General features: G+C 66.9%; 19 protein-coding genes and 1 pseudogene. 15 read left to right on the forward strand and 5 right to left on the reverse strand.

From position 1 onward, the window contains the following. Positions 1–64: 64 nt before the first annotated feature. From IEW19_RS03645 to IEW19_RS03655, 3 genes are all read right to left on the reverse strand, one after another. The gene (locus IEW19_RS03645; protein WP_188570310.1) at positions 65–1,165 is read right to left on the reverse strand and encodes an ABC transporter substrate-binding protein; all 1,101 of its coding nucleotides are present in this window, start codon (positions 1,163–1,165) and stop codon (positions 65–67) included. A gap of 77 nt (positions 1,166–1,242) precedes the next feature. Further along, on the reverse strand, positions 1,243–2,127 hold the full coding sequence (locus tag IEW19_RS03650; RefSeq protein WP_188570311.1) for an ABC transporter permease: 885 nt from the start codon (positions 2,125–2,127) through the stop codon (positions 1,243–1,245). Further along, positions 2,124–2,978: an ABC transporter ATP-binding protein gene (locus tag IEW19_RS03655; protein ID WP_229748302.1), complete on the reverse strand. Its 855-nt coding sequence runs from the start codon at positions 2,976–2,978 to the stop codon at positions 2,124–2,126. Before IEW19_RS03655 ends, IEW19_RS03650 begins: the two co-directional genes overlap by 4 nt. Positions 2,979–3,117: 139 nt before the next feature. Here IEW19_RS03655 and IEW19_RS03660 point away from each other — a divergent pair, with 139 nt between their 5' ends. The 9 genes and pseudogenes from IEW19_RS03660 (at position 3,118) to IEW19_RS03700 (ending at position 12,936) form a co-directional block, all read left to right on the forward strand. Next, entirely contained in the window at positions 3,118–4,800 is a 1,683-nt protein-coding gene (locus tag IEW19_RS03660; protein WP_229748303.1) for an ATP-binding protein, read from the forward strand. After that, on the forward strand, positions 4,797–5,465 hold the full coding sequence (locus IEW19_RS03665; protein ID WP_188570312.1) for a response regulator: 669 nt from the start codon (positions 4,797–4,799) through the stop codon (positions 5,463–5,465). Before IEW19_RS03660 ends, IEW19_RS03665 begins: the two co-directional genes overlap by 4 nt. 220 nt (positions 5,466–5,685) lie before the next feature. Continuing rightward, a pseudogene (locus IEW19_RS03670) lies at positions 5,686–6,059 on the forward strand (VOC family protein). A 285-nt stretch (positions 6,060–6,344) separates the two neighbouring features. Then, positions 6,345–6,848: an LbetaH domain-containing protein gene (locus IEW19_RS03675; RefSeq protein WP_188570313.1), complete on the forward strand. Its 504-nt coding sequence runs from the start codon at positions 6,345–6,347 to the stop codon at positions 6,846–6,848. Between the two features lie 320 nt (positions 6,849–7,168). Beyond that, positions 7,169–7,486, forward strand: a complete 318-nt coding sequence (locus IEW19_RS03680; RefSeq protein ID WP_188570314.1) for a hypothetical protein — start codon at positions 7,169–7,171, stop codon at positions 7,484–7,486. Between the two features lie 83 nt (positions 7,487–7,569). Then, positions 7,570–8,409, forward strand: coding sequence for a gamma-glutamyl-gamma-aminobutyrate hydrolase family protein (locus IEW19_RS03685; RefSeq protein WP_188570315.1), 840 nt, complete (start codon positions 7,570–7,572; stop codon positions 8,407–8,409). Between the two features lie 209 nt (positions 8,410–8,618). After that, on the forward strand, positions 8,619–9,716 hold the full coding sequence (locus tag IEW19_RS24085; protein WP_308419970.1) for an aminotransferase class I/II-fold pyridoxal phosphate-dependent enzyme: 1,098 nt from the start codon (positions 8,619–8,621) through the stop codon (positions 9,714–9,716). A 37-nt stretch (positions 9,717–9,753) separates the two neighbouring features. Beyond that, on the forward strand, positions 9,754–11,535 hold the full coding sequence (locus IEW19_RS03695; RefSeq protein WP_188570316.1) for an N-acetylglutaminylglutamine amidotransferase: 1,782 nt from the start codon (positions 9,754–9,756) through the stop codon (positions 11,533–11,535). A gap of 3 nt (positions 11,536–11,538) precedes the next feature. Continuing rightward, positions 11,539–12,936, forward strand: a complete 1,398-nt coding sequence (locus tag IEW19_RS03700; RefSeq protein ID WP_188570317.1) for a M20/M25/M40 family metallo-hydrolase — start codon at positions 11,539–11,541, stop codon at positions 12,934–12,936. 95 nt (positions 12,937–13,031) lie between these two features. On the opposite strand, the gene IEW19_RS03705 is transcribed toward IEW19_RS03700, so the two are convergent. After that, a complete protein-coding gene (locus tag IEW19_RS03705; protein ID WP_188570318.1) occupies positions 13,032–13,937 on the reverse strand; it encodes a phosphatase PAP2 family protein in 906 nt (301 codons plus the stop codon). Between the two features lie 36 nt (positions 13,938–13,973). Beyond that, positions 13,974–15,164 (reverse strand): MFS transporter, encoded by a 1,191-nt coding sequence (locus IEW19_RS03710; RefSeq protein WP_188570319.1) that lies wholly within the window; start codon positions 15,162–15,164, stop codon positions 13,974–13,976. A 53-nt stretch (positions 15,165–15,217) separates the two neighbouring features. On the opposite strand from IEW19_RS03710, the gene IEW19_RS03715 reads away from it, so the two are divergent. The 6 genes from IEW19_RS03715 (at position 15,218) to IEW19_RS24090 (ending at position 22,392) form a co-directional block, all read left to right on the forward strand. Next, on the forward strand, positions 15,218–16,204 hold the full coding sequence (locus IEW19_RS03715; protein WP_188570320.1) for an ABC transporter ATP-binding protein: 987 nt from the start codon (positions 15,218–15,220) through the stop codon (positions 16,202–16,204). A gap of 1 nt (position 16,205) precedes the next feature. Then, positions 16,206–17,828 (forward strand): ABC transporter permease, encoded by a 1,623-nt coding sequence (locus tag IEW19_RS03720; protein ID WP_229748304.1) that lies wholly within the window; start codon positions 16,206–16,208, stop codon positions 17,826–17,828. Further along, positions 17,825–18,349: a GbsR/MarR family transcriptional regulator gene (locus IEW19_RS03725; protein ID WP_229748305.1), complete on the forward strand. Its 525-nt coding sequence runs from the start codon at positions 17,825–17,827 to the stop codon at positions 18,347–18,349. Before IEW19_RS03720 ends, IEW19_RS03725 begins: the two co-directional genes overlap by 4 nt. Continuing rightward, entirely contained in the window at positions 18,346–19,362 is a 1,017-nt protein-coding gene (locus tag IEW19_RS03730) for a magnesium and cobalt transport protein CorA (protein ID WP_188570322.1), read from the forward strand. The genes IEW19_RS03725 and IEW19_RS03730 overlap by 4 nt, the downstream gene beginning before the upstream one ends. A 113-nt stretch (positions 19,363–19,475) precedes the next feature. Further along, a complete protein-coding gene (locus IEW19_RS03735) occupies positions 19,476–20,834 on the forward strand; it encodes an Nramp family divalent metal transporter (RefSeq protein ID WP_188570323.1) in 1,359 nt (452 codons plus the stop codon). A gap of 97 nt (positions 20,835–20,931) precedes the next feature. Then, on the forward strand, positions 20,932–22,392 hold the full coding sequence (locus tag IEW19_RS24090) for an aminotransferase class I/II-fold pyridoxal phosphate-dependent enzyme (protein ID WP_188570324.1): 1,461 nt from the start codon (positions 20,932–20,934) through the stop codon (positions 22,390–22,392). The last annotated feature ends 13 nt before the right edge of the window (positions 22,393–22,405 follow it).

Genomic DNA, 22,405 nt, shown 5'->3' on the forward strand with positions numbered 1-22,405 from the left:
AAAGCCCCCCGCTAAGCCGTGGTGGGCGTTGCGGGGGGACTTAACCAATTTGTCCGGGGCGTTCTCAGCCGTCGGCACCCGCCGGCGTCGTCGTGGCCGCGTAGCCCTCAAGCTTCAACGCCGCCTGGGCGTACTTCTGGTCGAACGTGTCGGCGATGTTGACCTTGGACGTGTCCACTCCAATGGTCTTCTCCTCATCAAAGACCGTCTTGGGGCCGCCCGCGGGCATGATGCCATCCGGGAGGAACTGACCCTTGTCCTGGTCCAGTGCCTTGACGTAGTCGTCCTTGCTGATGGTGCTGTTCTGGACAAAGGCCGGCGGTAGCTTGTCCGCAATCTCCTGCGCCGAGTGGGTGCTGATCCAGTGCATGGTGTCCACCAGCGCGTCCACCACCTTCTGCACTTCATCCTGGTGGCTGTTCACCCAGGCCGTCTGGGCGAGCAGGCCGGCAGACGGCAGGGTGCTGCCCAGGGCCGACTTGGCGCCATCCGCCGAGGCGAGGTCAATGGCCGGGACCGCCAGGTTCTTGGATTCCAGCGCGCCCACCGTTGGCTGGGTGGTCATTACGCAGTCGGCCGAGCCGCGCTGGATGGCGGCGATGGCGGTGGCGCCGGCGCCCACGGCGATCGTGTGGTAATCGTTCTTGGACAGCCCGGCCTTGGACGCGATGAACTGGGTGAGCTCATCCGTGCCTGAGCCGAGGTCCGTCACGCCGACCGTCTTGCCCTTGAGATCGGCACCGGAGTGGACGTTGGCGTTGGGGCTGCACATGATGCGCTCGCCCGGTGCGCCGGAGAGCTGGATGAGGTTGGTGACATTCTTGCCTTTGGCCTGGAAATCCACGGTGTGGATGTACCACGCCCCGGCCATGTCCACCTGACCGGACGCCATGGCTTCCTCGGCCCCGACGCCGCCCTGCTGCTCGGTGGAGAGTTCCATCTTGACCCCGTACTTCTCGTAGTAGCCCAGCTGTTGCGCCAGCTGGTACGGAAGGTAGATCTGCTTGTCGATGCCGCCCACCATCATCTTCACGGTGGGCATTGAGCTGGTGTCCGCGGCAGCACTGCCGCTGGCTGCGGGGGTGGAGCTGTTGCCGCACGCTGCGAGGCTGAGGGCAACGACGCCGGCAGTTGCGGCGGCAAGGACGGGGCGCTTCATCATCATTGTTTTACGCTTCCTTTGGTTCGTCCCGGGTGGGACATGGTTGTGGGTGTTACGGGTGGAAAAGCTGGTTGGCCGGCTCAGATTGCCTGGGCCTCGGACCGGTTTGGCGGGCGCCACTTGAGGAGCCTGTGCTCCAGCAGGTTGATCAAGGACTCAGCAAAGAGCGTGACGACGGCGATGATCACCATGCAGGCGAAGACCGTATTGGGGTCGAACGTTCCCTGCGCCTGGCTGATGATCAAGCCGATTCCCTTCTGCGCTCCAAGCACCTCGGCCACGAGGGCGCCGATGATCGCGAAGCCGAACGCCGTGTGAAGGCTCGCGATGATCCACGTCATGGCTGACGGGATGGTCACGTGCATCGCCACCTGGTACGGCGAAGCCCCGAGCACCCGGACGTTCGCCACCAGGTTCTGGTCCACCTCGCGGACGCCCTGGAACGCGTTGAAGAACACGACGAAGAAGACCAGCACGGCTGCGAGCAGGATCTTGGGGAAGACCCCCAAGCCGAATGCAACGATGAAGATGGAGCCCAAGACTATGCGCGGAATCGAATTCACGATCCGGATGTAGGGCCCGACGACGGCCGACAGGTATTTATTGGAGCCCAGCAGGATGCCGAGCACCACGCCCACGAGCGTTCCGAGCAGGAAGCCCAGGAACGCTTCCTGCGCCGTGACTCCCAGGTTCTCCCAGATGGTCCCGAAGGCCGTCCCTTCCGTGAAGAGCTTGACCAGGCTGTCCCAGATCTCCGATGGCTGGCCGAAAAAGAACTTATCCACCCATCCCACGGCGGTGAACCACTGCCAGCCGCCCACGACGGCGACTGCCAGGACGATCCGGCCGATCCAGATGGACGTGGAGCGGCGCCGGGCCTTGATCCGGCCTGCGTTCTTTACAGCTGTTTCTGTGTCCACTGGCTTCTCGCTTTGGCGGGTTTCACTGTGGGTAAGGGCCGTCATGCCGCACCTGCCGTCAGGGCGTACGCGCGGGTGACTTCATCCTTGAGGGATTCCCAGATCCGGCCCTGGAGTTCCAGGAACCGCTCCTCGTGCCGGATTTCCTGGACGTTGCCGCGGGGCCGAGGAAGGTCGATGTCGAAGACGTCCTTGACTGAGCCTGGGCTGCTGGTCATGATCACCACGCGGTCCGAAAGTGCCACGGCCTCGTCCAGGTCGTGGGTGATGAACAGGACCGAGGGGCGCAGTTCCTCCCAAAGCTTCAGGAGTTCGTTCTGCATGATGGCCTTGGTCTGCACATCCAGGGCCCCGAACGGCTCATCCATGAGGAGGATCCGCGGATTGTTGATCAGGGCAGCCGCCATGGCCACCCGTTTGCGCATGCCGCCCGAGAGCTGGTGGGGATAGCGGTCCTCGAACCCGGCGAGGCCAACCCGGCGGAGCCAGTCGCGGGCAAGGTCGGTGGCCTGCCGCTTCGGCATCCCTAGCAGGACGGGCCCCATCATGATGTTGCTGAGCACGCTCTTCCAGGGGAACAATGCGTCCGCCTGGAACATGTAGCTCACGCCGCTGGTGATGCCTTCCACCAGGTTGCCGCCTACGCTGACCGAGCCTGCGCTTGGGTGCTCCAGGCCTGAGACCTGGGCCAGGGTGGTGGATTTGCCGCAGCCCGTGGGGCCGACGATGGAGCAGAACTGCCCGGCTTCGACCGCCACGGTCACATCCCGGATGGCCGTAAAGGTTTCGCCCTTCGGCGTGAGGTAGCGCTTGGTCAGTCCGGAGACCTCGATCCGGGCTCCGGCGGCGGATGCATCGGGATGGTCCGGCGGCCTGGGGGTGTGAGTGCTTTTCACTGCAAGACCTCGCTGTCTTCTGTTTATGAAGTTCGTTCGTGATGGAGATCACGGGAACTGTGTGAAGCTTAGGAAGTGATCAATCCGGCCAGAAAGACTTCCGTAAGATGTGTGCTTTAGCCGCAAAAGTGCACGTTTTGTGCGTTTTCTGCTCCCCGGCAAAACTCGTGCAGCCGGGCACCCGGTGAAGCTGGGATCGGTGATGCAGCGGCTCCGGGGCCGCCACCGGTTTTCAACGCTGACCGCCCAGATCCTCCTGGCCTCGCTGTCGCTGCTGGTCTTCACGGTGGCCCTGGGCGGGTTCCTCTTTTCGATGATCAGCAACCAGACCCTGGACCAGCAGTACCAGCTGCGAGCCTTGGGCATCGCGACCACCGCGGCGCAGATGTCCGAGGTCCGCTCCGCCCTGGCGGCCGGGGACCCAGGCCATGTCATCGATGGAATCGCCCATCAGGTCATGGCCGCTGCCCAGCCTGACTATGTTGTGGTCAGCGACAAGGAAGGCATGCGGTTCTCCCACCCGGACCCGGCGTTGATCGGCCGGCGGCTGGAGGAGCCGGTGGCCGTCCTGGACGGCCAGACCCACGTAGGCTTCGACCCCGGAAGCCTTGGCCGGTCCGCCAACGCCAAGGCCCCCATCTTCGGGGCTGACGGTTCCGTGATTGGCCAGGTGTCGGTGGGAATCGAGGACACCGAGGTGCTGAGCAACCAGATGCAGAACATCTGGCTGATTACCGGGTTTTCCGTGCTGGTCCTGGCCCTGGGCGTGGTCGGTTCGCTGCTCCTGTCCCGCCGGATTAAACGTGTCACCTTCGACCTGGAGCCGGCCGAGATTGCCTCCCTGCTGCAGGAACGGGAGGCGCTGCTGCACGGAATCCGGGAGGCCGTCGTCGGACTCGATGACCGCGGCAAGGTGACAGTGATCAACGAGGAAGCGCGGCGCCTCCTCCACCTGGAAGGGGAAGTTTTGGGGCGGCCCATTGCCGAACTGCTGCCGCACGGCCGGCTGCGGGACCTGCTCGCCGGCCGGCTCCCGGGAGCCGACCAGGTGGCGCTGACCGACGACGCCCTGCTGGTTGTCAACCGGATGCCCGTGTCCACGGCGGGCCGCAGCATTGGATCCGTAGTCACCCTGCGGGACCGCACGGAAATTGAAAGCCTGGTGCGCGACCTGCACTCCATCCAAGGCCTGATGGAGGCGATGCGTGCCCTGGAACACGAATACGCCAACCGGCTGCACATCGTTGACGGCCTGCTGGAGATGGGGGACCTGGAGCAGGCCAAGAGGTATGTCTCCCAGGTGTCCGCCATGTCCAGGTCGCTCGGTGAACGGCTGCGGGCCACGATTGCCCCGCCGGAACTGGCTGCATTGGTGCTGGCCAAAGTAGCGGTTGCCGCCGAGCAGGACGTGCAGATGGAGGTGACCGCGGACTCCCGGTTGGACCATCCCGAGGTGGACCACACCGAATTGGTGACCATCGTGGGCAACCTCCTGGACAACGCCGTGGACGCGCTCGCCAATACGCCGCGGCCGCGCATTGTCACGGTACAGTTCGACGACGCGGACGGTGTCTTCATCGCCGTCCGGGACAACGGGCCAGGCGTCCCGGCGGACAAGATCGACCAGGTGATGGTGGACGGCTACTCCACGAAGGACCCGCGGCCGGGTATGCGGCGCGGGATCGGGCTGGCCCTGGTGAGCCGGATTGTGCGCAGGGCAGGCGGAACGCTGGATGTGTTCCCGGGGCCCGGCGGTAACTTTGAGGTATGGCTGCCGGCAACGGCGCAGGCAGCGGTTGAAGACAGGAGCGTAGGCGTTTGATCAAGACGCTGGTCGTGGACGACGATTTCCGGGTCGCGGGCATCCATGCAGCCCGGGTTGCCCGGGTGGACGGGTTCGAATGCGTCGGCCAGGTGTACAGCGCGGCTGCCGCGCGCGAGGCCATTGCGCGGCTGGACCCGGACCTGCTCCTGCTGGACATCCATCTGCCGGACGAGGACGGACTGTCCCTCCTGCGGTCGTTGCAGGCCGCCGGAACGCAGGTTGACTGCATCGTGATCACAGCCGCCCAGGACCTGGCCACCGTCAAGTCCGCGATGACCAGCGGAGCCGTGTACTACCTGGTCAAACCCTTTGGCTTCGACCGGCTCCGAACGCAGCTGGAGGCCTACCGGAGGTGGCGGGAGGAGCTGGAGTCGGTATCCCTGGCAAACCAGGCAACCATTGACAATTTGTACAAGGCGCGGCTGGCAGGGATCAAGGCAGCAGCCCCGGCACCGCGCCTGCAACCCACCATGCAGAAAGTGTTCGACGCCGTCCGGGCAGCCCGCGGCCTGGTCAACGCTGCGCAAATCGCCGAGCAGCTTGGGGTCAGCAGGCCCACAGCGCAACGGTACTTGAGCACCCTGGAACGCAAGGGACTCCTGGTCCTGGACCTCACTTATGGCAGCACCGGACGGCCGCTGAACTCCTACACCATTTCCTAGCGTTTCCCTGGATACCGCCCCCTGCTGCCGGCCGTGTCGGATTCCGGATGAAAGAGCAGGTCAGGCCCCGGTTGGACTTTCAATCCCCGCCGACGCGCAGCAACGTTTTTCGCCCCTGGTGTTCGGGCAAGGCAATTCGCGAGTCGAAGGCGGAGGCCGACGTCGTCCATTCGCCTGCGCGTCCCGCCCCCGGCATCCGGGCGGTCCGTACACTGGCACCATGTCATGCCGTATCAGCGAACTGGTCCTGAACTGCGCCGACCCCGAACTGCTCGCGCGGTTCTGGCGTGGCGTCCTTGGTTATGTGGAGCCTGACCGGGAGGACGGGGCGATTGAGATCGGGCCGCCGGCCGGCTTCGGCGGGCTGCAGCCCACTATCTTCCTGAGCCCGAGCAGCAATCCGCGGGTGGGGAGGCTCCCGCTGCACATCGACGTCAACCCGGTGGACCGGGACCAGGACGCCGAGCTGGAACGGTTGCTGGCCCTGGAGCGCGGCGGGCCGACGTCGGGCAGACCGGCGAGGAGCAATGGCACGTCCTGCAGGACCCCGAAGGAAACGAGTTCTGCCTCCTGCGCAAGCGGCTCGATCCCTGAGATGAGAAACCTGGCGGCGCCCACTTCAAGACGCCGGCCAGGCACCTTCAACTATTCAGTGCCCGCCTCAAGCTAGGGCCCCCTAATCCTCAAGGTTCAATCAAGACATGCCCAAGAAAGCCCTGGCTGTGCTAAGCCCGGACCCGCCTCGCGAATCTTAGCGCCCGGCAGCCTTTCCTGCCGTGCGTGGCGGGCATAGGGTTTGGAGACAGCCAGTTATCAAGCAGCAGGTGAACGGGCCGCATGATGTCCTGCACGATTTGCAGGGACTGGAAGAGGCGCACCTTGAGCGAGTTGATGTTGCTGACCATGAACGGGTTGGCGCGGGAATTACTTGCGGCGGTCCGGCACAGCGGCCAATACGACGTCCTGGGAATCCTGGACGATGACCCCGGGCTCCTGGGCACCTCCATTGACGGCACCGTGGTGATGGGCGCAATCTCCGACGCACCCGCGTTCGGGCACGCCTTGTTTGCTGCGTGCCTCCCCTCCGGGCAGGACAGGGAAGCCCTGGTTGGCCGGCTCTCGCTGCTGGGCCTGGATGACGACCGGTACGCCACGGTGGTGGACCCCAATGTCCGGGTACCCAGGGATGCCGTGATTGGCCCCGGGAGCATTGTGATGCGGAACGCCACCATCGCCCCGCAGGCCGAAGTTGGCCGCCATGTCCTTTTGAAACCCTTGGTGAATGTGGGCTGCAGCGTTCGTGTGGGGGACTTCGCCACACTGTCCCCCCGTGTCTCGGTCGGGGAGGGCGCGCGGATCGGCCGGGCGCGCAACTCGGCATGAACGCAGGCATCGGGGACGGGTTGACGGTAGGGGACTATGCGCACATAGAGGTGAGTTCGGCTGTGATGCACAACGTGCCCGAGTGTGAGACGTGGGGCGGCGTGCCCGCCCAGGGACGGCCGGTTCTGGGGAATTCACACAACAAAGTCCTTTGACACAGGTATGAAAGCCTCCGGCAGCGGGTCGGCCTGGAGGCCCGAAGCGGCGGAGCCCCGGACCTGCCTGTAAATAAGGGCGCGCAGCCTCTTACGGGCCGGGCACGGAAAGGCTAGATTAGCGTTGCCTGCTTCAACATGGCCCATTGCTACCGGGGGGATGACGTGGAACTTTTCAGCGACAAACCCGCCGTGGCCGCAGCGGCCCTTACCAGGCTCGTCGCTGCCGAAGCCAAAACCAAGGGACAACCCGCCGGCCGCATCCAGGCATACCTCAGCGATTTGGTGGTGCGGAACGGCCCCAGCATGATTGAGGAGCTGGCCATCGAGCTGGCACGCCAGCACCTGGCTACCCTCAGGAAGCTGGCCAATGCGACCGGGCGCCCCGCCGCCCGATACCTCGACGACATCGAGCTTGCGGCCGCCATGGGGGAAAGCATGGGACGCGACGCCAGGGACCTTGGTGACGCCAATAACATGTGATTTCGATCCGAACGAAACTCACCGGGGCCCGTGCTCTTATACCCTTAGTGCAGCACATTTTCAGGGAAGGAAACCACCAGCAGATGGAAACCACGGACACCGTCGTGAAGCCCGTCATCGGGCTCAGCACCTACCTCGAGCAGGCGGACACCGCCGGCTGTGGTGCCGTCAGTGCCGCGTTCCTGCCGGAGACCTACCTTGCCCCCATCATCGCCGCCGGCGGCATCCCCACCCTGCTTCCTCCGCAGCCCGTGGCACAGGGTGTGATCGAGGTCCTGGTGAGTCGGCTGGACGGCCTGCTGATCCCGGGCGGCTGGGACGTGGACCCTGCACTCTACGGACAGGAGCTCCACCCAAGCACCGACCAGCCGCGGCCCGAACGCGATGCCTGGGAACAGGCCCTCATCCGCGAAGCCATCCGCCAGGACGTCCCCCTGCTCTGCATCTGCCGGGGCGAGCAGCTGCTCAACGTCACCCTCGGCGGCACCCTGCACCAACATCTTCCTGACGTCGTGGGCCACAGCGAGCACCAGCTGGGCAGCTTCCAGTACAACCGGATCCCGGTGGAGGTGCGCCCTGAGTCGCAGCTCGCGCAGCTGATCGGTTCCGATGTCCAAATGGTTCCGGTGGCCCACCACCAGGCAGTGGACAAGCTGGGCGACGGCCTGGTGGCGTCCGCGTGGACGGAAGAACACGTGGTGGAGGCAATCGAATATCCGGCAGCCACCTTCACCATGGGCATTCAGTGGCACCCCGAGGAACTCTCTGAGGATTACGGGCTGTTCCAGGGTTTCGTCGAAGCAGCCCGCGCCACATACCTGTCCCGCCTGCGCCCGGCAACGCCGCCGTCCGTTGCCGACTCGCCCGCTTCCTTCCTGCCGGGAACGACGCCGGCGATCTCGGTCCATCCCGAAGCCTTCTGACCTGCGGAAACACCGTCAATGGCTGCGTTGCAGCGTCAGGCATCCTTGCGGATGATAAATAAGCATGCTTACTATGTGGGGGTAAGGTGAAGCAAGCGCGGACGGGTTTCCGCCCCCAGGGACCCTTCCGGCTGGCTTCCGTAAAAGCGCTTTCGTGACTGCATTTGGGTGGGTGCCGATTGCGGGACCGCGTGGCGTGGAAGTGTGCAATGTCGCGCAAAATGGATCAGAGCCAGGCCCCCGTCATCGACGCACTGGCCGAACACCAACGGCTGAAACGGTACGGCTTCACCCCTCCGGCACACCGTCAAGGCCGCGTAGTGGACCCCCGCGTGCTGGCGGTGCTGGGCGAACAAAGCTTCAAGGCCGACGTCGTTGCCTCCTCGGGCCTGGATGACCGGAAATCCTCCAACGGCTACCTGGCCACCGCCGAACAGCTGTTGGCGGACGCCGTCGGAGCGGACAAGGCCTTCTTCACCACCTGTGGCAGTTCCCTCTCCGTCAAGGCCGCCATCCCGGCCGTGACGCGCGGCGAAGGGGAACTCCTGATCAGCCGTGACGCGCACAAGTCGGTGGTGTCCGGCCTGGTGCTGTCCGGCCTGCAGCCGACACCCTCATCTACGGTTGCCATGGACGGCCGGCGGCGGCAGATGGTGCAGGAGGGCAAGGCCATGATCGGCAAGGCCCTGGACCTGGCCCGCCGCGTCCGCACGGACATCGAGGAGATCCCGGGACTGCACGTCCTGGAGGATGAGCTGGTCCACCAGGAAGCTTCCCACGACCTGGACATCCTGCATGTCCTGATCGACGTCTCGCAGCTTGGCATCAGCGGCTACCAGGCCACGGACTGGCTGCGCGGGAACTGCCGGATCGACCTGGGCACCGACGACCACCGGCGCGTCGAGGCAGTTATGTCCGTGTCCGACGACGACGGCACGGCGGAACGGCTGCTCGACGGCCTGCGCGCGCTGGTAGATGCCGCGCCCTCCCTGCCCCGGCCGCCCGCCGTCGTCATCCCTGATGAGGAGGACCTCTTCCTGGAAACCGTGACGCTGCCCCGCGACGCCTTCTTTGGCCCCGTGGAAGTGGTCCCGGTGAAGGAAGCGCCCGGCCGGATCGCCGCGGAAATGGCCACCCCGTACCCTCCCGGCGTGCCGCTGCTGCTGCCCGGCGAGCGGATCAACAAGCCAGCGATCGACTACCTCCGGAGCGGCGTGGAGGCGGGCATGGTCCTGCCTGATCCCGCCGACCCGTCACTGAAGACCATCCGCGTGGTACGGGAGGAACCGCATAAGCCGCAGCATTAGGACCCTGGAAACCGCAGTAAACAGCAAGGAAAACATCATGTGTGGCATAGCCGGCGAAATCGCATTCAACGGCAGGGCGGCATCGGGGGACGCAGTTCTGAAGATCATGGGGGCCATGGCCTCCCGGGGACCGGACGGAAGGGGAAGCTGGAACGGCGGCTGGGTTGCATTGGGGCACCGGCGGCTGAGCATCATCGACCTCTCCCATGCAGGTGCCCAGCCCATGGAGGACGACGGCGGCCTGACCATCGCCTTCAACGGCTGCATCTACAACTACCAGGAGTTGCGCCGGGCACTGGAGCCCGAGTTCGGGTTCCGCTCCACCAGCGACACCGAAGTGATCCTCAAGGCATACCGCAAATGGGGGGACGGCTTTGTCCACCACCTGGCGGGCATGTTCGCGATCGCCATTTACGATCCGCAGCGGGAGGAAGTCCTCCTTGTCCGCGACCGGCTGGGCATCAAGCCGCTGTACGTCTCCCACCTGCCGGGGAAGATGCGCTTCGCGTCCACGTTGCCGGCGCTGGTGGCTGCCGGCGGGATCGACACCGACGTCGACGAGGTGGCGCTGCACCACTACCTGAGCTGGCATTCGATCGTCCCGGCCCCGCGCACCATCCTGCGCGGCGTGCAGAAGCTGCCGGCCGCCACCATCCGCACCATCCGTCCGGACGGCACCTGGCAGGACCGCGAATACTGGCGGCCCGACTACACCCGGAAGCCGGAGCACACGGACTGGTCCGCCGCCGACTGGCAGGATGCGGTGCGGGATGCGCTGCGGACGGCAGTACGACGCCGGATGGTGGCGGACGTGCCGGTGGGTGTCCTTTTGTCCGGGGGACTGGATTCGAGCCTCCTGGTTGCCCTGCTCGCCGACGAAGGCCAGCACGGACTGTCCACGTTCAGCATCGGGTTCGACGACGGCGCCGGCGGGGACGCGGGGAACGAGTTCGAGTACTCAGACCTGGTGGCGCGTCAATTCGGGACCCGGCATGAGCGGCTCCACGTGCCCACGGCTGATTTTGCGCCCTCGATCGGCGACGCCCTGGGCGCCATGTCCGAGCCCATGGCCAGCCACGACGTCACCGCCTTCCACCTGCTCTCCGATACCGTCTCCCGGCGTTTGAAGGTGGTGCAGTGCGGGCAGGGCGCCGACGAGGTGTTCGGCGGCTACGGCTACCACCAGCCGCTGGCCGGGGTGCCGCGGGGCCAGGCTCTGGCGGCGTTCACGGCGTCCTTCGTTGACCACAGCCACGAGGAGCTCCTGGGGATCCTGGAGCCGGAGTGGCTGCCGGGCTCCGATGTCAGCCGCCGCGTCCTGGCGGACCACCTGGCCACCCCCGGAGCTGAAACGGCGCTGGACGCCGTCCTCCGGCTCGATACCCACCTGCTGATGGTGGATGATCCGGTGAAGCGGCTGGACAACATGAGCATGGCCTGGGGGCTCGAGGCCCGGGTCCCGTTTCTGGACCACGAACTGGTGGAGTTGGCCGCCTCCTGCCCGCCGGAACTCAAGGCAGCGCAGGGCGGAAAGGGCATCCTGAAGGACCTGGGCCGGCAGTTGCTGCCGGCGGCCGTGATCGACAGGCCCAAGGGGTACTTCCCGGTCCCGGCGCTGCGGCACCTGGAGGAACCGTTCATCACCATGGTCACCGATGCCCTGCACGCCCCCGAGGCCAAGCAGCGGGGGTTGTTCCGGCCGGACTACATCGACGGGTTGCTGGCCGACCCCAACGGCCGGCGGACCCCGGTGAAGAGCAACGTCCTGTGGCAGGTCGCACTGCTGGAAATGTGGCTGCAGCGCCACGGGGTGGGGTAGCCCGTGGCATCTCTGTTTCCCCAGTCGGGGGACGTGCTGGCGGACCTCCGCCAGGCCGTCCGCGGCGACTTTTCCGCCGCCGTGGACCAACTCTCAGCGCTGGTCCGGATTCCCGCCATGGCCTGGGAATCCTTCGACCCCTCCCAGCTGGACCAGGCCGCGCAGCAGGCGGCGGGGCTGGTCCGCGGTGCCGGCCTGCCCGACGTCGACATCCTGCAGGCGCCGCGGCCGGACGGCACGCCCGGCGCACCGGCCGTGGTGGGGCGGCGGCCAGCCCAGCCCGGCAAACCCACCATTCTGCTGTACGCGCACTACGACGTCCAGCCCGCCGGCCAACTGGAGCTCTGGGAGAGCCCGCCGTTCGAAGCAGTGGAACGCGGCGGCCGGCTGTGGGGCAGGGGAGTGGCGGACAACAAGGCCGGGGTACTGCTGCATGTGGCCGCCGTCCGCAACGCGCTCCGGGTCCTGGACGGCCGTCTGGGTGTGGGGATCACGGTATTCATCGACGGCGAGGAGGAAGCCGGGTCGCCGTCGCTGCCCCTGCTCCTCCAGCAGCACGCCGACCTCCTGCGGGCGGACGTGCTGGTGGTGGCCGACTCCGGCAACTGGAAGGTGGGCGTGCCGGCGCTGACCACCAGCCTGCGCGGGCTGATCCTGGGCACCGTCGAGGTGCGGGTGCTGGATCACGCCCTGCACTCCGGGAGCTACGGCGGCCCGCTGGTGGATGCGGTGGCCGCACTGTCCCGCCTTATCGCATCGTTCCATCACGACGACGGCAGCGTGGCGGTGGAGGGCCTGCCGGCTTCGGAAGAACCGGGTCCGCCGTTGTCAGACGCCGAGTTCCGGGCCGATTCGCGCGTCCGTCCGGGGGTGCCCTTGGCGGGCTCGGGAAGTATCACCTCACGGCTGTGGACCAAGCCGGCCATGGCCATCATCGGGATCGACGCGCCGTCCGTGGCGCTGTCCACCGATACGCTGCAGCCGGCGGCCCGGGCCAGGTTCAGCCTCAGCCTTGCAGCGGCGTCCGACACCGCCGCCGCCATGGAAGCTGTCCGCCGGCACGTGGAGAATCATGTGCCGTTCGGCGCCGAAGTGGTGTTCACGCCTGGCGGGCGGACCGAGGGGTTTGCGGGGGACGCGTCGTCGCCTGTGTCGCGCCTGATGCTGGCGGCCATGGAGGACACCTGGGGTGTGCCGGCGGTTTCCATGGGAGTGGGCGGATCCATTCCCGCCGTCAACATCCTCAACAGGCTGTTCCCGGAGGCGGACATCCTGATTACCGGCGCCGAGGACCCTGACTCCCGCGCGCACGGGGCCAACGAGTCCATCCACCTGGGCGACTTCGAAAACGCCATCGTGGCAGAGGCCCTGCTCCTGGCCCGCCTCAACACCCAGGACTAACCCGGGACCCAACTAGGTAGCAGTTAATGTCGTTTTGACGCCCCAAAACGACACCTGCTGCTACCTAGTTGGGGGAGTGGCACCCGCGTGACCAGTCAGCGCAGGGGTGCGTCCCGCCGTCGTGCGGCGAACGCGAACAGGGACGTGGTGGCCACCGTGGCCAGGTAACCCGCGATGACAATCAGCGAGATTCCCGCCCAGAAGTAGTTGGTGGTGCTCGCCTCCTGCCACGGGCTGGGCGCTATCCGGATCAGCGAATACACCGCAACCCCTGCCGAGGCCAGTCCGATCAGCACCGGCAGCGTGAGCCAGATCCGGGCCGAACCGACGTGTTCATCGAACCCGTCCCATTCGTTCCATGACCCGCGGCGGAGGATCAGCCAGCCCGCCGGAATCATGAACGCGCCCACCAGCAGGAACGCAGCCACCACGTCGGCGGGCCGGTGCCATTGGTTGATCAGCGTGGACACACCGGACGCGATGGCAAAGCTGCCGCCGATGAAGCCGGCCATGGGCCGCCAGCGCGGGGACGCCATCAGGAACACGGCCGCGGCGGCGGACGCCGCCAACGTGGTGTGCCCGGACGGCAGCGAATTCAGTTCCAGCGTCAAAACGCCTTTGTCCGGGCGCGGCGGCAGCAGGTCCTTCAGCACCTGGGTTGCCACGTTGGCACTGACGCACGCGGCCACAGCGATTCCGGCTTCCGCCCAGTGCCGCCGGATGACGGTGACAAACAGGACCACGACGGCGGCCATCACCAATGAGATGGTGGGCAGCAGATCCAGGAATTGGGTGGCGGCCTTGCCTGCGGGCCCGTGGATCTCCACCGCTTCCGCCAGCGCCGACTCGTCAATGAACTGGCCCGTGGCGGTCTGGACGAAGAAGCAATAGGTGGCAACCAGCCCTGCAATGCAGGCCAAGGTGGACAGCACGAACAGGGACGCCGAGCCCGGGGCAGGCCGCGCCGGAATCCTGGTGGGTAGTTGCCGTGAAGAAGTCATCGCGGTTAAGGGTGACACAAAAAGCTGGGCGGCCGCTCAGGGGCCCGGCGTGGGTTTGACCGGGTCCAGCCGGGGGATGCTCGCCGCGGCCACCAGCACCGCCAGTGCGCCGAGCCCGAACGGCAGTGCCGTGGCCGTGGCGATGCCGCCCACTAGCAGGGGACCGCCGGCGTCGCCCAGTTCGCGGCCCAGTTCGGCCGAGCCCATGGTCCGTCCCATCCGCCCCGGCGGCGTGGTGTCCGCCAGGTGGGCGAAGCCGAGCGGGGTGGCAACGCCGATGCCCGTCCCAATGCACGCGGCAGCGACGAAAATGGTGACCGCCCCCGGGGCGCCCGCAACGAGACCCACGCCTGCGGCAACCAGCAGCAGGCCCGTCGTCGTGCCCTTGTTGTCGGTCACGGCATTGCGGTCCCGCAGCCTGCCGATCCACGGCTGGGTCAGGATCGAGCCCAGCGCCACCACGCTCACCGCGGCTGTGCCGGCGAAGGCGTCCAGACCGTGCCGCGCGGCCAGTGCCGGGAGGAAGCCGACGGCGGCGCCCAGCGCACCGGTGGAGGCGGCCAGTACCAGCGTGGGAACCATGAAACGTCGCTCGCCCACCTGGCGCGCCAGGTCCATCACTGTGTACCGCGTCCGCGGCAGTGGCTCCAGGTGCGGCACGGACACCAGCACCCACACGGCTGTGACGGCGGCAAGCCCCGAAAGCGTGCCGAACAGCAGGGGGAAACTGCCGGCCAGGATCAGGCCGGCGCCGAGCGGCGGACCAATGATGTAGCCCAGGCTCTTCCAGGACCCGTACCGGCCAAAGTAGGTGCCCGCCTTTCCACCGCGGGCCATCCTTGCCACCATGGCGGACGACGCCGGCGAGAACGCCGACGCCGCAGCCCCCTGTCCCAGCCGGGCCAGGGCAAGGATGAACGGGTCAGCAGCACCGAGGCCGATCAGCGACAGTGCGGCGAAGGCGAACAGGCCGCCGACGACGACGGGTTTGGCTCCAATGCGGTCGCTGAGGGCGCCGAAAACCGGCTTGAGGAACACCTCGGCCACGTCGTACAGGGCCAGCAGGATGCCGAGGTTCAGCAGCGACAGGCCGATGTTTCCGCTCTGCGAGCCCAACCCCGCCGCGATACTGTGGGCACCGAACGCCGTGACGAAACCCGCCGCATACAGGGGTGCCGTGAACGACCTGGTGGCCTGCGCATTTGGCAGGGAACTGTCAGGGCTCATAATTGGGACTTTAGTGCCTTCACAAACTTGTGAAAACTCCAAAGACTTGGATCATGAACACTGTTGTCCAGACAATGGACCTGCATAAGCACTTTGGCCACGTCCACGCCCTGGACGGCCTGGACCTGGAAGTCCAGCGCGGTGAGATCCACGGCTTCCTGGGCCCCAACGGCGCCGGGAAATCCACCACCCTGCGCATCCTCCTGGGCCTGGCCAGGGCAACCTCCGGCTCCGCCACCGTCCTGGGCTTCGAACCCTGGACCCAGGCGGCCGACCTGCACCGGCGCCTGGCCTACGTTCCGGGCGATGTCCGGCTCTGGCCCAACCTGTCGGGAGGCGAAACCATCGACCTGCTGTCCCGGCTGCGCGGCGGCACCGCGGACGGAGCCGACTACCGCCGCCGGAAGGACCGGCTCTGCCGGGAGTTCGACTTCGATCCTGCGAAGAAGGGCCGCGCCTACTCCAAGGGCAACCGGCAGAAGGTTGCACTGATTGCGGCCCTGGCCACCGAAGCCGAGCTCTACCTGCTGGACGAGCCCACCAGCGGCCTGGACCCGCTCATGGAGGAGGTCTTCCGGCGGGAGCTGCTCGCCGCCGTCGACCGCGGCGCCACCGTGCTGCTCTCCAGCCATATCCTCTCCGAGGTGGAGGTGCTGTGCCACCGGGTGAGCATCATCCGCGCCGGAAAAATTGTCGACGGCGGCACGCTGGACTCCCTGCGGCACCTCACCAGGTCGGAGGTTTCCTTCGCGGCGGACGGCCTGGACGCGGAGGCGCTGGCCCGCCTGGGCGCAGTGCATGACCTGACGCTCGACGCCGGCCGGGTCCGGTTCAGCGCCGACTCGGACCGGATTTCCGAAGTACTACCCGCGCTGGCCGCCCTGGGCGTGCAGGGCCTGACGATCGTCCCGCCGTCGCTGGAGGAGCTCTTCCTGCGGCACTACGGCGATGCTTCCGGTCCTTCGGAGCCGGAGGCCGCACCTGCTGACACGGGCCACAGCGCCCGGCGCCACCTGCTCGGCGCTAGGGGGCGGAACTGACATGGCCATCCTCCTGGTTCTCTGGGGCCAGCGGCTGCGCCGGGACCGCTGGCAGCTGGTCAGCTGGGTGGCGGCCATCGGGGCGTTCGCGCTGTTCGCCGCGGCCGCCGTCACCCAGACTTACGGCAACCTGGTCAGCCGCACGGAAATCCTGCAGGTGGCCATCGCAACGCCCGCCGTCCTGATGCTGCGCGGCCTGCCGCGGGGCGTTGACCAGGGGGCCTTCACGTTCTTCCTCATCTATGCCTTCCTGGCCCTGTTGGCCGGCCTGATGAGCACGTTCCTGGCGGTACGGCACTCGCGCGCCGACGAGGAAACCGGCGGCGCGGAACTCGTGGCCGCCACACCCGCCGGCCGCCTGCTCCCCAATGCCGCCACCCTGCTGCACGGCATCGCGGCGAACATCCTCGTGGCGCTTGCCGTGTTCGCCGGCTTTGTTGCCCAGGGCCTGGACCCGCAAGGTTCCCTGACCGCCGGAGCCGCAACGGGCGCCGTCGGGCTCGCCTTCCTGGGCGTGGGACTGCTGGTGGCCCAGTTTATGGGGACGTCACGGGGTGCAAACGGCGTCTCGGCCGCACTGGTTGTCCTGGCATACGTCCTGCGCGGGATCGGGGACGCCACGGGGACGCCCGGCGCTGGCGGGACCACCATGACCGAAGGGGCGGCCAGCTGGTTTTCGCCCATCGGCTGGGGCCAGCAAACGTATGCCTACTCAGGGAACCGCGCGTGGCCGCTGCTGCTGCCGCTGGGACTAGCCGTCGCCTGCCTCGCGGCGGCCTGGTCCATCCTCCGCGTGCGTGACAGCGGAGCGAGCGTCTGGGCAGCCCGGCCGGGACGCGCCGCAGCCCGGCAGGGGCTTCGGAGTCCCGCGGCGCTCGCACTGCGGCTGCAGGCCGGATCGATCATCGGCTGGGGCCTCGGCGGCCTGGCCCTGGGCCTGCTCGCCGGATCGCTCGGAAAGGCGATTGCCGCCGTCGATACCCCGGAGACCAACATCACTGCCGTCATGAGGGAGATGCTCCAGTCGCAGGGAACCTCGCAGACACAGCTCATGGTCTCCGTACTGTTCTCCGTGGCCGGGGTCCTGGCGGCGGCTTGTGCCCTGCAGGCCGTGATCAGGCTGCGGCAGGAGGAAGCGGCAGGAACCGCGGAGCTGCTGCTGGCCGTGCCGGTGGGCCGGGTGCGGTGGCTCTCCGGGTACCTGGTGCTCGGCGCGGCGGCTGTGGTGCTGGTGGTCGGACTGGCAGGAGTGGGAGCTTGGGTGACGCTCACCGGATCCGGTGATGCGTCCATGCCTGCGGATGCGCTCTGGCAAACGGCCCTGGCCCAGCTGCCGGCGGCACTGATCTATCTGGCCGTTCCCGCCTTGGTGTTTGTCCTCTGGCCTCCCGCGACCATCGCCGCGAGCTGGGCGTTGCTGGCAGTGGGGGTGATGCTGGGCATTTTCGGCGGCATGCTCGGCATGGACCAGAGCCTGCGCAATCTGTCCCCGTTCACCCACACGCCGGTTCCGCACGGAGCGGACACCGACTGGAGCGGCGCCTGGTGGATGCTTGCCATTGCCGCCGCTGCGGGCGGGTTGGCCGTTGCCGTGATGCGACGGAGGGAGGTGGGCTCGGCATGAGTGCCGATGCCTCGGTTTCAGCCCCTGCCGGCGTCGTTGTTCCTGCTGGTGTCGTTGTTCCCGACGGCGTGACGGCAGCCGCTGCCGAAAGGACTGCGGCCGCCTTCGCCGCGGCCGGGTTCCCCAAGATGCCGGCACGGACGCTGCTGGCCCTCGTGTCATCGGAGCAGGGCAGTCTCACCGCTGCGGAGCTCGCGGAACGGCTGGGTGCCAGTGCCGCGGCTGTTTCCGGGGCGGTGCGGTACCTGCAGACCGTGGGCTTCGTGCACCGGGTCTCCCAGCCCGGCAGCCGCCGGGACCTCTACGCACTGCACAAGGACGAGTGGTACGTGGTGTCCATGCGGAACAGCCCGGTCTACGAAAAGCTTGCGGCCCTGACCGATGCGACGGCGGAAACCCTTCCGGAAGGATCGGCGGCCCGGGCCCGGATGGGGGAGATGGCCCGGTTCTACCGGTTCCTCAATTCCCGGATGCCCGCACTGCTGGACGACTGGGAGCGTGAACGGGAGGCGGAGCAGTGACCATCATTGACAACGCGGTATACGTCAACGGGCTGCGCACCGAGGACCCGGCGGACCTCGACGAAACGTACTTCCTGCTGCGGCAGCGGGAAGGAATGGCATGGATCGGCCTGTACCGGCCCGACGCAGAGGAACTGCAGTCCGTGGGCGAGGAGTTCGACCTCAATGGGCTGGCCATCGAGGACGCGCTCGCCGGCCACCAGCGGGCCAAGCTGGAGCATTATGACGAGTGCCTGTTCCTGGTGCTCCGGCCCGCCAGGTACCGCGATGACGTGGAGAAAGTAGACTTCGGCGAGATCCACGTCTTTGCGGGCGATGACTACGTGGTCACCGTGAGGCATGCCGAGTCCCCGGACCTGGCCAAGGTCCGCCGCCGGATGGAGTCCATGCCGGAGTTCCTGGCGCTGGGGCCCGATGCTGTGCTGTACGGGATCCTGGACCAGGTGGTGGACGAATATGAGCCGGTGGTGGCCGGCCTGGAAAACGACATTGACGAAATCGAGGACGACCTGTTCGGCGCGGACCCCGACGTGTCCCGCAGGATCTATGAACTGTCCCGCCAGGTCATCACGTTCCAGCGCGCCACCAGCCCACTCGCCGGTATCCTGCAGGCCTTGATCGCCGGAACCCCGGATCATGAGCAGGCCACTGAGCTTCGGGACCACTACCGGGACGTCCTGGACCACGTGATCCGGCTCAACGAGCGGGTGGCGTCCTTCCGCGCACTGCTCCAGAACGCGCTCGCCGTCAACGCCGCCCTGGTGGCCCAGCGGCAAAACGATGAAATGCAGCGCATGACGGAGTCCAGCTTTGAACAGAATGAGCAGGTCAAGCGGATCTCGTCGTGGGCTGCCATCCTGTTCGCTCCCACGCTGGTGGCCTCCATCTACGGCATGAACTTCACCAATATGCCCGAGCTGGCATGGACTTACGGCTACCCCTATGCCTTGGGCCTGATGGTGGCGATGGGCCTGGTCCTGTACCTGGCGTTCAAGCACAACAAGTGGATCTGAACCGCTCTCCCTGAAGCGGTCTTTCCAGTTTCATGCCCTACCATGGGCTACAAATTATAAGCCTGCTTAGTACTTTGGCGGCTTAGCAGTCGATGGTGAGTGGAGAGAACTGGATGAGCAAGGCCGAAATTTCCGGGCGGCCCCGGATTGATGGCGACGCGGCCGGTGCTGGGCGGAAGTCCCTCCTGCGCCGCTTCGGTTCACTCCTTGGCCCCGGCCTGGTGACAGGTGCTGCGGACGATGACCCCTCAGGAATTGCCACCTATGCGCAGGCCGGTGCCACCTTTTCCAACGGCATGCTGTGGGCTGCGCCGGTGACACTGCCCATGATGATGGCCGTCCAGGAAATCTGTGACCGCACGGCACTGGCCACAGGTGAAAGCCTGGGCAGGCTGGCCCGGCGCAAGTTCTCCCGCCGTCCACGGGTGGTGATTGCGGTGCTGATTGTTGCCCTGCTGGTGGGCAACATCCTTAATGCCGCCGCAGACCTGATGGCGATCGGGCAGGGCATGCAGATGCTCGGCGCCGGCCCCGACCACCTGTGGAGTGCCATTGCAGGGGTCGGTATCGCGGTGGCGCTTATGAGCGGCTCGTTTGCCGTCATCGCCAAGGTTTTCAAGTGGCTGTGCGTCACCCTCCTGGCCTATGTTGCGGTCCTGTTCGTCGCCAACGTCGACTGGGCCGACGTCCTGGAAGGAGTCCTGGGCATGAAGTTCAGCTTCGCCCCGGAATACCTTGGCTTGATCGTTGCAGTGCTGGGCACCACCATCTCGCCGTACCTGTTCTTCTGGCAGAGCGCGCACAGGGTCCAGGAGTTGCGCGCCGAGGACCACGGCGGGGACGAGGCAGTGGGGCTCAAGGACCGGCCCGATGCGGCCGCCGCCGCCCATACCCTCCGTAAGGCCCGGGCCGACGTGTTCATCGGCATGGTCTTCTCCGTCCTGGTGATGTTCTCGATCATGGCCGCCACTGCGGCAACCCTGGGCAGGGACGGCACCAAGGTGGAAACAGCTGCCGACGTGGCCAAGGCACTGGAACCGGTTGTGGGGCCGGCCGCCACATTCCTGTTCGCCGCCGGGTTCATCGGCACCGGCATCCTCGGGGTCCCGGTCCTCGCCGCCTCCGGCGCAGCGGGACTGGCCGGACTGCTCGGCAGGGACTGGGGCCTGGACCTCAGCCCACGGCGCGCTCCGTTGTTCCACACGCTGCTTGGAGTCGGAATGGTCGCCGGCGTCCTCATCAGTTTCTTCTCCGCCGACCCCATCGGGCTATTGGTTTTCAGCGCCACCGTCAACGGAATCGCCGCCGCCCCGTTCCTGGTGGTCACCATGCTGATTTCACGGGACAAGGCCATCATGGGCGAGTACCGCAACGGCAGGCTTGCCGCCACCCTGGGCTGGTTCACGGCGGCAGTCATGGTGGTGGCAGGCAGCATCGGCGTGTGGACCACACTGACCGGAGCCGGAGGCTAGCCCGACCACCTGACTGTACTGCCGGCGTCGTACACCCTGCTTTTTGAAACCCGTACCCTGACCCTGCTGACCAACCCATAGAGAGAGCGAGAACAACGTGGACCACAACGAAGCTCCCCTGCTGGACGCCATGGACCAGTACCACCGGCTGGACCGCTACGGGTTCACCCCGCCCGGCCACAGGCAGGGCCGCGGCGCCGACCCGCGGGTCCGGGACATCCTCGGGGCCGATACGTTCCGCGCCGACGTCCTGGCCTCGGCGGGCCTGGATGACCGATCGTCTTCCGGCGGATACCTGAAAAAGGCCGAGCAGCTCATGGCGGATGCTGTGGGCGCGGAGCAGGCCTTCTTCTCCACCTGCGGCAGCTCCCTGTCTGTGAAGGCCGCCGTGATTGCGGTGGCTGCCGGCAAAGGCGACCTGCTGGTCAGCCGCGACGCCCACAAATCCATCACCGCCGGGCTGGTGTTTTCCGGCATCCAGCCGCGGTGGATCCGGCCCCGCTGGGACTCCAAGCTGCACCTGGCGCACCCGCCGGCGCCATCGGACGTGGAGGAGATGTGGGAACGGTACCCGGACGCCGCGGGGGCGCTGATCGTCAGCCCCACCCCGTACGGGACCTGCGCGGACATCGCCGGCATCGCCAAGGTCTGCCACGACCGGGGGAAGCCCCTCATCGTGGATGAGGCATGGGGAGCACACCTGCCTTTCCACGAGGGCCTCCCCACCTGGGCGATGAGTGCCGGTGCCGATGTCTGCGTGGTGTCGGTGCACAAGATGGGTGCCGGTTTTGAGCAGGGCTCGGTCTATCACATCCAGGGCGACCTGGTGGATCCCGCGCACCTGTCCGAGTGCGCGGACCTGCTGATGACCACCAGCCCCAACGTCATTTTGTACTCGGCCATGGACGGCTGGCGCCGGCAGATGGTGCAGCACGGGGCGGAGCTCCTGGGCAACGCCCTTGACCTCGCCCGGAGGCTGCGGCGGGACATCGACGCGCTCCCGGGGATCCACGTGGTGGAGGACGAGCTCCTGGCTGTTGAATCCTCACACGACCTGGACCGCATGCAGATCCTGATGGACGTCACGGGACTGGGCATCAGTGGCTACCAGGCCGCCGACTGGCTGCGGGAAAACCGCCACCTGGACATGGGCCTCAGCGACCACCGCCGCCTCATGGCCACCATGTCCATGGCTGACGACGACGCCTCCGCCCGGCGGCTCCTTGACGGGCTGCAGGCCCTCATCGAAGCAGCTCCGGCGCTTCCCGCCCCTGCCAAGGTGGACCTGCCCTCACCCCAGGGGCTGGAACTGGAAACGGTGGCCCTTCCGCGGGACGCCTTCTTCGGCCCGCGGGAGGATGTTCCCGCACGCGAGGCGGTGGGGCGGGTTGCGGCGGAGCAGATCACCCCATACCCGCCGGGCATCCCGGTGATCGTGCCGGGGGAGCGGATCAACGAGGCCGTCCTGGACTACCTGGAGTCCGGGCTGAAGGCCGGCATGGTCCTGCCCGATCCCGCGGATCCGTCGCTGGGCACCATCCGGGTGGTCCGTGAGTAGCCGTTTGCCTCCT

It is taken from the genome of Arthrobacter liuii (assembly GCF_014639275.1).
GTDB lineage: Bacteria > Actinomycetota > Actinomycetes > Actinomycetales > Micrococcaceae > Arthrobacter > Arthrobacter liuii.

Bases quoted from the DNA above. Each gene is read 5' to 3' on its own strand.
- IEW19_RS03645 (WP_188570310.1), bottom strand. From the start codon at position 1,165: ATGATGATGAAGCGCCCCGTCCTTGCCGCCGCAACTGCCGGCGTCGTT.
- IEW19_RS03650 (WP_188570311.1), bottom strand. From the start codon at position 2,127: ATGACGGCCCTTACCCACAGTGAAACCCGCCAAAGCGAGAAGCCAGTG.
- IEW19_RS03685 (WP_188570315.1), top strand. From the start codon at position 7,570: ATGGAAACCACGGACACCGTCGTGAAGCCCGTCATCGGGCTCAGCACC.
- IEW19_RS24085 (WP_308419970.1), top strand. From the start codon at position 8,619: ATGTCGCGCAAAATGGATCAGAGCCAGGCCCCCGTCATCGACGCACTG.
- IEW19_RS03695 (WP_188570316.1), top strand. From the start codon at position 9,754: ATGTGTGGCATAGCCGGCGAAATCGCATTCAACGGCAGGGCGGCATCG.
- IEW19_RS03705 (WP_188570318.1), bottom strand. From the start codon at position 13,937: ATGACTTCTTCACGGCAACTACCCACCAGGATTCCGGCGCGGCCTGCC.
- IEW19_RS03710 (WP_188570319.1), bottom strand. From the start codon at position 15,164: ATGAGCCCTGACAGTTCCCTGCCAAATGCGCAGGCCACCAGGTCGTTC.
- IEW19_RS03715 (WP_188570320.1), top strand. From the start codon at position 15,218: ATGAACACTGTTGTCCAGACAATGGACCTGCATAAGCACTTTGGCCAC.
- IEW19_RS03720 (WP_229748304.1), top strand. From the start codon at position 16,206: ATGGCCATCCTCCTGGTTCTCTGGGGCCAGCGGCTGCGCCGGGACCGC.
- IEW19_RS03725 (WP_229748305.1), top strand. From the start codon at position 17,825: ATGAGTGCCGATGCCTCGGTTTCAGCCCCTGCCGGCGTCGTTGTTCCT.
- IEW19_RS03735 (WP_188570323.1), top strand. From the start codon at position 19,476: ATGAGCAAGGCCGAAATTTCCGGGCGGCCCCGGATTGATGGCGACGCG.